The following is a 13,412-nucleotide window of genomic DNA, read 5'->3' as shown; positions in this document are numbered from 1 at the left end:
AACAACAGGTACCACTAAACTAACAAAAAAGATTACGATTATAAAATAAAAACAAAAAAGATTATGAAAAAAATATTTATATTTGTAATCCTGTTTGTTCCGTTATCTGTATTTGCGGATAACCTGATATTTAACGGTGGATTTGATATGACACCGTGGGATAGCGGATGGACAAAAAATGTAACGATTTCTACTAAACGCCCGCAATGGATAACATACATTGATTCTACAATCAGAGCCGGAACAGGAAAATCTTATCCAAATTGCTGTTCGTTAAATACAGCATGTACGGCCAGGTATGATGGTAGCAATGAGGTGGACACGTGTTGGTCTATCGTTAAGGTACGAAAAGAAATTTTTCAAACCTTTACCCCTGTTTCCAATTGTATATTCAAAGCATGGCTTTCCGGCTGGTTGCTTTTAAGTGGCCATGGGATGTTTACCTGTTCTTGTGGAGATACCGTTCAACTTTGTATAAACGGGGTTTGGAAAAGAGTTTGGGAAATTAAAGGTGATGGGAATTACTATTCGTATGGTTGGACAGAATTTTGCGATACCATAAAAAATCCTGTAAGCGGAGTAAAATTTATTTCCTATGGTGACGGATCAGCACTGGTAGAAAACAAATTTAATATAGGCGGGTCTAATAATTTTTTTTATATTGACGATGTTAGTATTGAAATATTGCGAGTCGAAGAAAGTACACCATTGTCAGGGCATAGTATTCCTACACTCCAAATCTCTCAAAACCCCTTCTCAAAATCTACAGTCATTACTTATTTTGTGGGAGAGGTTTCCCAACCTCGATATGTCTCTCTTGCGATTTATGATTTAACAGGGCGTTGCGTTAAAACTCTTTTCAATGAACTCAAACCTGCTGGTTCTTATTCCACAACCCTCAACGCAAACGAACTAAAAACAGGAGTTTATTTTGTGAGACTAACAACAGGTACCACTAAACTAACAAAGAAGCTAATCTTAATGAAGTAGAGATTAAAAACTTAAATATCCACCTGCAGAATTTCTGCGTTTATCTGTGTTTATCTGCGGTTAAAAAGCCCTACTTCACCAATACAATTTTCCCTGTCTTTGTAACATTATCTGCCGTTAAACGATAAAGATAAATTCCCGAAATTTGTGTTTTCGTATCCCATTGAATCTTCTTGCTCCCCGCAGCCTCCACCGAATTTATTAAAGTATTTATTTTCTTCCCCGCAATGTCATATATGTCTAACTTTACATTCATCTTCGCCGGCAAAGTAATTTCTATTGTAACAATTTTTGAATAAGGTTCAGTATGAGTCTTAACAATTAATTTATTATTTATTAACTCATTTGCCGCTTCTTCCGCGCCGGACGGACAGGATATATATTTCAAAGGCACCTGGGCAAGCCATGTATTATGCCAAAGCCAGCTGGGAAGCTCTTTTCTTGGTATGGTAAGGTCGTTATTAATGTTGGTAATGTGATAGTTGTATTCATTCATTACGTTTCTTAAATCTTTCCATCCCGTGGAAGTCAATGCTCCGAATCCATAAACTCCATAAATAGCAACTAATTCGCTGTGCCCGTCATTGTTTATATCCGCTACGCCCGGGAATTCATACGCCGTGCGTGATGAAAACTGTGTGTTACGATAAAAAGAATTCCCGCTACCGTCCGGATGTTTACCATCAGCCCCGTTGAACACTTCAAGAAAATTTCCGCACCACCCCGCTACTCTATGATTGTCGTCTATTTCCCAGATAAAAGCCGCAGGACCGGAACCACCCCATACATTATCATATGCCCCTTGCTGCCATATCATATCTATTCCTGTTCCGGTCGTATTCTCCCGGACACAATATAATCTTTGGGTAGATGTGTCCGTGACCCCTTTCCCCCAGGAAAATACGAGCATTTCCGGCAGAGAATCCGAAAGAAAATCTAAATCCGCAATTGCTATGGCAGACCTTAAAGCATTTCCAATCGGGCATACTAGTGCTCCCCACTTCAAAGTGCCGTCTTTTTCGAAGCAAAATAAACTGTCCCCCCCTGATGTAATAATCTCCGGCTCACAATCTCTATTTAAATCCGCTATGCTTATTTCCCCGCCTACACCAACACTGTCGGATTCCCAACGCAAACTGCCGTTAGTCCCGTTTAAACAAAAAAGCCTACCCTTGCTTGTCGTAAGAACTGCAGGCTCCAACGTAGTGTCTATTCTTTCGACAACCGGAGTTATAATGTTTGCCAGAGTATCTCCGACGAAATATGACCATTTTATTCCACCGGTGCTGTTAAGACAAAATAGTTTTCCGCGAGAACTTCCGAATAATATTTCAGGGTCTCCCATAGTATCTACGTTTGCTATGGTGGGCGAACCGCCGTAGCGGGAAAGAGAAAATCCCGTGGGAAAACTCCATTTTAAACTGCCGGTAACCGCATTTAAACAGTAAAGTTTTATGCCCTCGTTTGCAACTATAACTGATGCTGTGTCACTGTTGTCTATTATAGCCACTGCAGGCGAACAAAAATTCATATAATAAGGAGTCCCGAGCGAATAAGACCATCTCAAAGTCCCTGTGCTGTTTAGGGAATGAATTTTCCCTATATTATCGGTAAACATAATCTCGCAAAGGTTGTCGCCATTTATATCCGCAATAGCCGGACTGGAAAGCACTATTCCCCAACTATCGTACGACCACAGTGTATCCGGAGTTCCCCAATTTGCCTGCAACTTAGAAGCAAAAAATAATACACAAAAAAACATAAACCCTTTTTTCATCCTGTTCCCGGATGTTTTTACATAATCTGTTTTCATCTATCATATATATAGTAATAATAACCATTTTCTTTGTCAAGTGAGAATTATTTTTCGATTTTCTTCCCCGGGAAGTTTGAAATCTTCAAAAATAAGAGATATGGAAAAAAATATTGACAAAATATTGTCTTCATAGTATCAATTTTCACTGATCGGAATTGGTTATTTATGATAAATTAGGTAAAAAAGGATGCAAATATGGAAAATACAATTTTATTATTTATGGTAATAGTTTTAGTAATAGCTGCTGTTGCCCTTGTGTTATGGATCCGGATAGGAGAAGCTAATAAATTGTTTAAAGAAGTAAGTGAAAAATTGGATGATATATTAGAATTAAAAATTCCTGACAAAACACTGGGTGGATACAAAGCATTGAACGGTGTTTTAGCTATGATTGATGGGAAATGGAAAGATGCAATCGAAGTTTTTCGTAAGTTGTCTCCCCACGTGGATAGCAGAACGAAAGTAAATTATCTTAGTCTTATTGGGTTATGTTTTTACAAACAGGGAAAATTAGGCCAGGCACTCGGTAGTTATAAAGAGTCATTAGATCTTGCAATGGAAATAAACGATAAAAAAGGCGAAGCGATTAATCTAGGAGATATTGGAATTATATATTGGAGAGAAGGATCGTTGGATAAAGCATTAGAGTATTACAACCAGGCTCTTGGAGTTTATAAAGAAATAAACGATAAAAAAGGCGAAGCGGAATATTTGGGAAACATTGGTCTTGTTTACTGGAAACAAGGCGCGTTGGATAAAGCATTGGAATATCAAAACAAGGCTCTTGATATTGATAAAGAAATAGGCAATAAAGAAAGCGAATCCGCAGATTTAGGAAATATCGGGGTTATTTATCGTATGCAGGGAGAATGGGATAAGGCATTAGAATATTACAATAAAGCTCTTAAAATTTATGAGGAAATAGATAAAAAACAAGGTATGGCAAATCAGTTAGGGAATATCGGGATTGTTTACGGAATGCTTGGAAAATTGGATGAAGCTCTGGAATATAATAACAGGGCGATGAAAATTGATAAGGAAATAGGGAATAGGGAAGGAGAAGCACAGGATTTAGGGAATATTGGGAATATCTATCATGACTTGCAGCAATTTGATGAAGCATTGGAATATTATATGAGGTCCTTTGATATTAACAGGGAAATGGGTAACAAAAAGGGTGAAGCCGCTGATTGGGGAAATATCGGAAATACATATAGAATGATTGGAAAAATCAATGAAGCGAAAGAATGTTATGAAAAGGCTCTCGAGTTGTTTACTGAAATGGGCATAAAAACGGAGATCGAGAAAACAAAAACAAATATCGAAAACCTCGATCGAAAACTATAACGCAGAGTACTTAATATAAGAATTCTTTGTAGGTTGCTACCTGCTCGCCACTCTAGATGTAAAACCTAATCCAATGGTATATCCATAATCTTCAGGTAGCATTTTTGACAATAATGAAATCCGTTGATTAATCCCGCCTTCCACAAAGAAAAAATGATTTTCCTTGCCTATCTCTAATCCAATGCATTCTTTGAAAAGAAAAGTAAAAACAAAACTGAGTTCATTGTTACAATTCTCGAAACCAAAGGATGCTCCCCCATTAAGACTAATTACGGGTCTGACAATACTGCGGGTTACTAAGAAATGAATACCAAAATTTTGATAGCAACCAAATCCTGCTCCGGTAAATCCTGAAATTTCTTTCAGTGCAAGAAAATAAATTTCTGTTCCCGAATTATATCCTGTATATTCTTTTCTAAAAAGTTTTTGTTGATTGGCTATTATTCCAAAACTATTTTCGTTATTCATATATTTCATAGACGTTGAATTGAATTTGTCTTTACTATCAGCTATTTGCGGTTCTTTTATTACAAAGGAAGTTGTTTCTGCAGGAGACATTGTAATTACTTTTTCAACTCCATCTGTTATGAATTTTTCTCCGGCTGTCTCCAGAACATTGGTTAAAAGTTTTTCTGCGCTGCCACTTACGTCGAAGCCTTCTGTTTGTTTAGTTTCATTAATTTGAGCTAACATTAAAGGTTTGTTATTTTCAGGAAGTACAAATGTAACGTCCATTTTTGCATCTGCATACCCGTATTCGGACATTAATAGAGTCTTTTCATGAAATTCAAGTTCGTTGATAGTTATATCAATGAAATAATCAGGCACTTTTAAACTCTCTGCCTTTACATTTGTTATTTCCAGAGCTTTCTCAAAAGTATTTTTCACAAGTTCTGTAGAGTTTCTCTTGGAATAAAGAGGCGTTGGGGTATTAAATAATCCTGTCTTTACTAAGCCAATTACAGTAGAATCCATGCCTCTTTTATCATTAACATCACGGAGGGTAAAACGTTTCTCAGTTTCTATTTTCTTAATGCTTGTGGGGTTTTTAGAATAAGGTTGAATGTCTAATATTGAGACTCCACACCCTGAAAAAAATATGCATAAGCATATAAACAGTTTTTGCAAAAAATTATTTTTTCTAATATTTTTCATTTTGGTATCCACTTGTTACTCTTAATTTTAGAGCCTTTTTGGGGGGAGAAAGTTCTTTGCCTGCTACCTGCTCTCTACTTCCTGCTGACTTGCATATCCTTTCTTCCTCAGGTTAAGAACAAGCTCTACTTCACCTTTGCCTATATTAAGCTTTTTGGCTATTTCTTCCTGGGTATTTCCTGCGTCCCTCAATTCATAAATATTTTTATGAAAATCTTTAGTCTCGGCGGGAGATATTTTTTTGCCCTTGATATCCTTCGAAATAGAAGCCAGCGTGGTTTCTATCTTACTCATAGCTCTTACTAAAGTATCCTGGGTTGTTTGTTCCTGAACTCGGAATTGTCTATCTGAAGATGGATTGGGCCTTTCCACGGTCTGGAGTTGGTCAACTTTTTTATACAATGGAATGTCGTCACTTTTTGTAAAGTTTGCTGCGGTATTGGGTCGTCCCGGCATTGATAACTGTGGTGTTGCTGCCGGTTTTGTTGCTTTTAGGTTAGTCGCCGGATTTTTGGTGCGGTTGCCTATTTTTGAGGCAAGTAAAACAATGATAATAAATAAAAAGATTGAAACAACAATAAGTAATATTTTTATTAAGTTATAATCAGTATAATTATTTGAGTTTTTTAATGCAATGTTTTCTGCCCTTTCTATCTGTGTTCCCATATCATTCATCCTCTGGTTTAACATTTCTGTCTGTCCCGCAATACTGTCTATTTTTTCTTCCATATTTCCTGGATAGGCAATCCTATTCGAAGTGTTTTTGCCGGAATCATTAACGGGGAGGAATGCTTTTATTTCCTTTAATTCCCTTAACTCGGAGTTGTAAGAATGGAACTGATCCTCTATTTTGTTTACTTTGTTTGTTATGTTTTGAACTTCCCGACCTATGCCTTTTGTAGTATCAATTACGTACTTTTTTAGACGTGTTTCTATGATTTGTTTTTCTATAATTAGTGTGTCTAATTTTTGATTGGGCTTAGCTGCTCCCGCTGTGGCGGTGGATGCCATAATTAGTAGCCCGATTAACACATAAAAATATATAGACAGATTAATGAATTTATGCGCTGATATCAATGATTTGTCCTTTTTCATTTTTTTCCTCTCCTTCCTGGCCTTCCTGGTTGTTGGTAGATAAGTTTTGGTCTTCATTGGATGGATTCTGGTTGCCCTTTTTCTTCTTTTTTGCCTCTGCTTCCTGCTTTTCGTCTTCGCCTACTTTTTTTGCTTTATCGGATTCTTTCTCCTCTTTTACTACGAGATGTTCTAGTTGATGAGCGAATTTTTGTTCCTCTTCCGGTTTCTTTACTTTATGCGCATTTGGCGTAGTTGCCGCTGGGATCATACTTACATCGGTTACCGGTTGTACCATATATTTATTTTCGTTTCCTTAAAGAACTTTTTTTAGCACTTTTTTAAAGTATAAAATAATTTCTGTATGTAACTGACATACTCGTGATTCCGATAAATCCAGCGTTTTGGCGATTTCTTTGTAAGTTAAATCTTCATAATAATAAAGAGTTATTAATAGTCGGGACTTCTCAGGTAGCTCGTTTATCATTTTAAGTAGATTTTCCTTTCTTTCTTCTTCCTGAATAATGGAAAATAATCCAGGTTCTTTACTTGCAATGGACTCTTCGGAACTTGTCCCGTCTTCATCCTGGGATAAATCCAAACTAATCAATTGAGGCGTTCTCGTTTCTTCTAATAATTTATAAAACTTCTCTTTTGTTATTCCAAGCGCAGCCGCTACTTCATCTTCTGTTGGCATCCTGTGTAATTTTTCAGATAACTTTGCATATGTGATTTCAAGAGTCCTTATTTTTTCTTCTGTGCCCGCGGATTTCCAGTCTAAAGCCCTAAACCCATCAAGTATTGCTCCTCTTATTCGATGAAAAGCATAAGTTTTGAATGCTACTCCTCTTTCCGGATCAAAACTGTCTATAGCTTTGATTAATCCTATTATACCCTGGGATATCACATCTTCCATTTCTATGACAGTTGGTATATATAAGGCAAACCTGTTTGCTATCCAGCGAACAAAAGGAATCCATTTTTTTATTTCCTCTTCTTTGGCCTTAGGGCTTTGAGTCGCCTTATATTGAGAAATAGCGTTGTTGTGTTTCGGCATTTGCTTCAATCTATCTTAACAGGAATATCGCTCTGGATTTTATTTATAAGAATGTTGGAAGGTCGAAATTGTGGAATTTTACTCTCTTTTATCTCCATAGAGCCCTTTAATCCGGGTATATAATACTTTCGCCCTTTCCTTACCTTATTCCTAAATAAACCAAAACCCTGTATTCTAACTTCTTCATCCTTACCAAGAGTATCTGTAATAGTCAAGAGGATTTTTTCTATTATCTCAATACTTTTTTTTTTAGATAGGTCTAAAGAAGCGGATATTGTAGAAGCAAGTTCTTTTTTGCTGATTTTTTTTGCCTGTCCTGATGATGACTTTGGGGTAGCTCTGTCTTCTTCCTGCTCGTCAAACGAAGAAGAAACATCAGATATTCTTTCAAATAAACTTTTTGCTCCTTCCTGTCTGTTTTTTAATGCTTTTATCCCGTTTGCAATCTTTTTAATGCACACTGATGCTCTGGAATATGGCTTGGACGTTATAAAAGGACTTTGGGATTCTACGGCTTGTCCGACTGCAGGATCTTCATATACGAATCCAAAATTTTCTATCTCAAGTTTCAAAAATTTAGATGTTAAAAGCCCTATTCTCTCTACCGTATCAGTTGCCTGCTTTTCGCTTTTTACCCTGTTTACGATTATTTTTATACTGGGCGCATTTTTGTTCATAGTTACAACTTTTATGGTCGCATAAGCATCCGCAAGTGAAGTTAATTCCGGAGTGGTTATAATTACGACTTCATCCGAAACTAAAAGGAAATCTCTTACGTTTTTAGATATCCCTGCGGCTGTATCTATGAATATAAAATCAAATTCGTTTTCTAATTCCGTAAATGTTTTTATGAATTTATTGCTCTTTTCGCTGTCTAAATCGGCAAGCTCTTCTATACCGCTTGCCGCAGGTATTATTTTTAAATTACAAGGACCATTTACTATTATGTCCTTTAACTCTTTATTTCCTAAAATTACGTCTTTTATGTTAAATGCCGGGGATATCCCAAATAATAAATCTACGTTTGCAAGCGATAAGTCGGCATCAAGCAATAATATGTTGAGCCCTTCATTGGCAAGGCAAACTGCTATGTTTACGGCAATATTTGTTTTACCTACTCCTCCTTTGCCTGACGTGAACCCAATGATTTTAGGTCCGTTTACAATTTCCCTTAATTTGCTTGCCTGATCCGTCATTTTTCCCACCTTTCCTTTAATTCCCAGATATGAGATATAATCTTTGAACTGTTTGCGAGTTCTATATCGTCTGGTATCGATTGTCCTGTCGTTAGATATGAAATTGGTTTTTTGGATAAAAAAGGCGATTCTAATAATGTGCCGAAAGACGAAGTCTCGTCTAATTTTGTAAAAACTATTTTACCCGGGCACAAAATATCGTAGTTTTTTATAATGTCTGCAATGTCCTTGGCCTTTGTAGTAAGCGATATAACAAGATGTATTTCATCCGGATTTATAAGATTGAAAAATGTACAAAGTTCGGATATGTATTTTTCGTTCTTTTGACTGCTCCCGGCTGTGTCTATAAAAATAACGTCCATATCTTTGAACTTTTCCAAAGAATTCGGAAAATCCATAGCCGAAAAAACCACGTCTATAGGAATGTCTACTATTTTAGCAAAAGTATTAAGCTGCTCAACTGCCGCAAGTCTATATGTATCAATAGTAATTAAAGCAACTTTCAACTTGTCATATATGGCAAAATTACTTGCAATTTTTGCTATCGTTGTTGTCTTCCCTGTTCCGGTTGGACCAATAAATGCTATCAAATAAGGAATGTCTCTCTTTGGTATTGACTGTGATGGTGCAGACGTTTGCCCTTGTTTGTTTTGCTCGGTAGAAAGGGAATCTGAAACAGGCTTTATGGATATAGGAGAAGTAGAAATTAAAGACGAAAGGAATGTTTTAATGTTTTCTTCGGAGGAAGAAATCCCCCCTGTCTTGTCGATAATTAGCTTGCTGTTAATTAAATTGGTAATAATTGAGGCGGTGTCTGCTTGAATGCCTGAACCAACTAATTTATTAAAGAGGGGTGGGAAATTTACAGTCTCAGAACATTGGATAAGAGAAGACAAGTCTGATACTTGCTTCCCAAATAAATGGATTTGACTCTTAAGCTCGGATAATTGGGACTCAACGTTAGATAACTGCCCGCTGTCAGGTACGTTTTTCCCAGCCTGACGATTCCCGTTATAGCGGGATGTTCCATAATCAGGTGAAGAACCTGCAAATTTTGAAGGAGTGTCAGTATTAAGTGCGTAATCACCGTTGGAACGGGATGTTCCGTTGGGATTATCTTGCCCGGTTATATATGTGTTTTTTCCTGAGTTGCTCGTATCTGTTTTTGTTCCGGGTAAATCTGTAGCCGCAAGCATTTCTATCTCTTCCGTGTCATCTATTCTGTTTGTGGCAAGTATAACTGCATCCGGACCAAGGTCTTGTTTGACCATTTCAATTCCTTCTTTAATACTGTTTGCTCTATATTTTTTTATGTTCAAGCTGTCACCTCTCCGCTTAAAGCGGATTTAATTTCTCCTAATGAGTTTATCGGGATTCTCGAATCAAGCTCAGAGAAAGATAAAACCACGAGATTTGGTGTAGAAGCTCTTGTCTGTTTTTTAGAGTTTCTTATCAAATCTCCTCTTGTCTCTTTAATACTTTTTGCCTTATGTTTTTTCAAGCTGTCACCTCTCCGCTTAAAGCGGATTTAATTTCTCCTAATGAGTTTATCGGGATTCTCGAATCAAGCTCAGAGAAAGATAAAACCACGAGATTTGGAAAAATAGGCGTTATAAGTTTTCTTAAATAATTCCGTAATCTTGGTGAAGAGATAATTATTGGCTGGTAGTTTTGTAAAGCAAGCTTCTCTATCCATTTCGATATTTCAATAAATAATGATTGGGCAAGCTTTGGCTCTATGGAAAAACCTGAATCCGTGTGGTTCTTTTCTATTGAATCTAAGATAAGTTGCTCAAATCTGGGCTCTATTGAAACACAATTGATTTTGCCGTTGGCGTCTTTATATTGTTGAGAAATATTGCGTTTGAGTGCTTGACGGGTAAATTCGGTGAGCTGGTCAATATCTTTAGTCACCGGAGCATAATCTGCAAGCGCCTCTAAAATCGTAACTGTGTCACGGATAGATATCCTTTCCGCAAGTAGATTTTGTAAGACTTTCTGGATATCGCCGATTTTCATAATGTTAGGAATAAGTTCATTTACAACTGCCGGATGTGTTTCTTTTGCCCGGTCAATGATTACTTGAGTTTCCTGTCTGCCAAGAAGCTCGTTGGCGTATGATTTTATGGTTTCCTGGAGATGTGTTGTAACTACAACCGAAGGTTCAACTATCGTGTATCCCAGTGCTTCAGCCCTGTTCCTTTCCTTCCGTGTAATCCAGTAAGCGGGCAAATTAAATACCGGCTCTGTTGTTTCGTCCTCATCTAATTTCTGTTTCGCAGAACCCGGGTTCATTGCAAGCAAGCCTTGTAAAAATACCTTGCCTTTGGCAATTTCAGTTCCTTTTACTTTAATGACATATTCTTCGGGTTGAAGTTCAAGATTGTCTCTAATACGTACAGGAGGAACGACAAACCCCAGTTCAGAGGCGATTCTTTTCCGTAAAAGACCAACCCTGTCAAGTAAATCCCCTCCCTTTTCTTTATTAACAAGATCAATATTGCCATAACCAAGCTCTATTTCAATCGGGTCAATTCGTAATGTTTTGTTCCAGTCTTCTACTTCTTCTGCTCCACCGGTTGATGGTGTTGGTTTTATTGGTGCATCTGCACTTGTACTTCTTTTAATTAAATAACCAATTCCGCCAATAAGAGCGGAGAGGAGAAAGAATGGGAAAAAAGGAAAACCGGGCACAATCGCACAAACAAATAAAGCCCCCGATACAATAAATAAAACTTTGGAATTAACAAGCATTTGAGAAATTATATCCCTGCCAAGATCAGATTCGGATGCCATTCTTGTTACAAGAATACCCGATGCAGTCGCGATTATAATAGCAGGTATTTGAGCAACAAGTCCATCCCCGATAGTAAGAATAGTATAAATGGAGAGGGCTGATTGAGCAGGCATATGTCTTTGAAATACCCCTATACATAAACCACCTATAATGTTAATTGCCGTAATGAGTAAACCTGCAACGGCATCTCCTCTAATAAATTTTGATGCTCCGTCCATAGCTCCGTAAAAGTCGGTTTCCCTGCGGATCTCAAGCCTTCTATCTTTTGCTTCGGCTTCGGTAATTAAACCGGTATTCAGATCTGCATCTATAGCCATTTGCTTCCCGGGCATACCGTCTAATGTGAATCTTGCTGCAACTTCAGCGATTCTTGTGGCGCCTTGTGTAATTACGATAAATTGAATAATGATTATAATGATAAAAATTACTACCCCGACGATATAATTTCCTCCTACAACGAAATTTCCGAAAGCATATATAACCTTGCCTCCATCTGCTTTCAAAAGAATAGAACGGGTAACTGCCACGTTTAAACCAAGCCTTAAAAGTGTGGTGAGAAGTAAAATAGAAGGGAAGGAAGCAATGTCCAGAGGCTTATGGATATACATAGTTGATACGATAAGCAAAAGAGAAAAAGCAATGTTGAAGATTATGAAAATGTCAATAATAGGCGTGGGAAGCGGGACGATAAGAATGGCTATAATACTAAGAACACCAACCGCAACTATAATTGTCCCTTGTCTTGCAAGTCTTTCTGTAAAAAGATTATTCATAACTTATTTATAAATTTCCTCTTATAATCATATTTATTTGCCTAAGATGCACTGATTTTATCACCGCCATAGCGGGATGTTACATTTTTTAATTTGTAGACATAAGCTATAATTTCAGCAACTGCCTGGTATAATTTAACCGGAATTTGATCGTCTATATCACAGGTAGTAAATAATAACCTCGCAAGAGGCTTGTTTTCAACAATAGGAATGTTATGTTTGTTTGCAATTTCTCTGATTTTCTTGGCTACATCTCCGCCTCCTTTTGCAACTATAACCGGTGCCGAATCTTTAGGCTGTTCATATCTTATGGCAATGGCAAGTTCTGTTGGGTTTGTTATAATAACGGTTGCCTTTGGAACCTCTCGCATCATTCTTCGTCTTGATAACTCTCGTTGCTTTGCTCTAATCCTGCTTCTGATCTCAGGAGGCCCTTCTGTTTGTCTTGTCTCCTCTTTTACTTCCTGGGAAGTCATCCGTATACTTTTTTCATAAGTCCATTTCTGGAAAATATAATCTGATACTGCGATAACTAAAAATACAAGAATAGTATTAAGAAGTAACTTGAATATAGTTGCAACTAAAAAACTTGACTGGGCTTCAGCAGAAGAATTAGTAAGCGCTAACATTGGAGCTATGATTCCTTTTATCCCAACAAAAATAACGGTTCCAATGAGAGTTAATTTTAACAGAGACTTAAGTAAAGTAAAGTAAGCACTTGGGCTAAATAAGTTTTTGGCTCCCTGTGCTGGATTTATGGCTCCCCACTTAACAGCAAGCGCTTCAGGTGCATATACCCATCCACCAAGAATAATAGAACCAAGGATATCAACGACAATAAGAATGGCAAAAAAAGGAATAAGGAAAGGTAATAAATTCTTAATGGAAAAAGCAATTATAGATAAAGTAGTTTTTTCATTGATAGACATAAGCATCCCACTACCGAAAAAATATTTCGTTATGTTAGTAATACCACCTGCAAGTTTTCCTCCAATAACAGGAAATAAAAATAAGCTAACTATTAAAAGCAAAACAGTACTCGCTTCTGAGCTTCTGGGGACATTTCCTTTTTGTCTTTCTTTCCCGCGACGCATCCCGGTCGCCGGCAGTGTCCTATCTTCGTCCATAATTTGTTTCCTTCATTCCCGTCCTGACGGGATAATTGTTTGTCCAATATTTAACTCCGGACTCTTTATTAATCGTTATG

12 protein-coding genes are annotated in these 13,412 nt (G+C 37.2%); 2 read left to right on the top strand and 10 right to left on the bottom strand.

What is annotated here, in order from left to right:
• The first annotated feature begins 63 nt into the window (after window positions 1-63).
• Window positions 64-990, top strand: a complete 927-nt coding sequence (locus WC614_04270) for a T9SS type A sorting domain-containing protein (protein MFA5032216.1) — start codon at window positions 64-66, stop codon at window positions 988-990.
• A gap of 70 nt (window positions 991-1,060) precedes the next feature.
• On the opposite strand, the gene WC614_04265 is transcribed toward WC614_04270, so the two are convergent.
• Entirely contained in the window at window positions 1,061-2,803 is a 1,743-nt protein-coding gene (locus WC614_04265) for a PQQ-binding-like beta-propeller repeat protein (GenBank protein ID MFA5032215.1), read from the bottom strand.
• A gap of 198 nt (window positions 2,804-3,001) precedes the next feature.
• Here WC614_04265 and WC614_04260 point away from each other — a divergent pair, with 198 nt between their 5' ends.
• On the top strand, window positions 3,002-4,153 hold the full coding sequence (locus WC614_04260) for a tetratricopeptide repeat protein (GenBank protein ID MFA5032214.1): 1,152 nt from the start codon (window positions 3,002-3,004) through the stop codon (window positions 4,151-4,153).
• 36 nt (window positions 4,154-4,189) lie between these two features.
• Here WC614_04260 and WC614_04255 read toward each other — a convergent pair whose 3' ends face one another.
• From WC614_04255 to flhB, 9 genes are all read right to left on the bottom strand, one after another.
• Window positions 4,190-5,308 (bottom strand): hypothetical protein, encoded by a 1,119-nt coding sequence (locus tag WC614_04255; GenBank protein ID MFA5032213.1) that lies wholly within the window; start codon window positions 5,306-5,308, stop codon window positions 4,190-4,192.
• A 63-nt stretch (window positions 5,309-5,371) separates the two neighbouring features.
• Window positions 5,372-6,403 carry a hypothetical protein gene (locus WC614_04250; GenBank protein MFA5032212.1) on the bottom strand — a complete coding sequence of 344 codons (1,032 nt, stop codon included), beginning with the start codon at window positions 6,401-6,403 and terminating at the stop codon, window positions 5,372-5,374.
• The gene (locus tag WC614_04245; GenBank protein ID MFA5032211.1) at window positions 6,369-6,680 is read right to left on the bottom strand and encodes a hypothetical protein; all 312 of its coding nucleotides are present in this window, start codon (window positions 6,678-6,680) and stop codon (window positions 6,369-6,371) included. The genes WC614_04250 and WC614_04245 overlap by 35 nt, the downstream gene beginning before the upstream one ends.
• An 18-nt stretch (window positions 6,681-6,698) precedes the next feature.
• On the bottom strand, window positions 6,699-7,439 hold the full coding sequence (locus tag WC614_04240) for a FliA/WhiG family RNA polymerase sigma factor (GenBank protein ID MFA5032210.1): 741 nt from the start codon (window positions 7,437-7,439) through the stop codon (window positions 6,699-6,701).
• Between the two features lie 5 nt (window positions 7,440-7,444).
• Complete coding sequence (locus WC614_04235) at window positions 7,445-8,635, bottom strand: AAA family ATPase (protein MFA5032209.1); 1,191 nt, start codon at window positions 8,633-8,635, stop codon at window positions 7,445-7,447.
• Window positions 8,632-9,954 carry a DEAD/DEAH box helicase family protein gene (locus WC614_04230; GenBank protein ID MFA5032208.1) on the bottom strand — a complete coding sequence of 441 codons (1,323 nt, stop codon included), beginning with the start codon at window positions 9,952-9,954 and terminating at the stop codon, window positions 8,632-8,634. The genes WC614_04235 and WC614_04230 overlap by 4 nt, the downstream gene beginning before the upstream one ends.
• Window positions 9,951-10,136: a hypothetical protein gene (locus WC614_04225; GenBank protein MFA5032207.1), complete on the bottom strand. Its 186-nt coding sequence runs from the start codon at window positions 10,134-10,136 to the stop codon at window positions 9,951-9,953. Before WC614_04225 ends, WC614_04230 begins: the two co-directional genes overlap by 4 nt.
• Window positions 10,133-12,205 carry a flagellar biosynthesis protein FlhA gene (flhA, locus tag WC614_04220; GenBank protein ID MFA5032206.1) on the bottom strand — a complete coding sequence of 691 codons (2,073 nt, stop codon included), beginning with the start codon at window positions 12,203-12,205 and terminating at the stop codon, window positions 10,133-10,135. The genes WC614_04225 and flhA overlap by 4 nt, the downstream gene beginning before the upstream one ends.
• A 41-nt stretch (window positions 12,206-12,246) precedes the next feature.
• Complete coding sequence (gene flhB / locus WC614_04215) at window positions 12,247-13,332, bottom strand: flagellar biosynthesis protein FlhB (GenBank protein MFA5032205.1); 1,086 nt, start codon at window positions 13,330-13,332, stop codon at window positions 12,247-12,249.
• Window positions 13,333-13,412: the final 80 nt, after the last annotated feature.

The sequence above is a fragment of the bacterium genome (genome assembly GCA_041649255.1).
GTDB lineage: Bacteria > Hydrothermota > UBA3073 > JACQXS01 > JAQTXJ01 > JAQTXJ01.
Note: the sequence above shows the minus strand (reverse complement) of the source record. Positions and strands in the feature narration are given on the sequence as shown.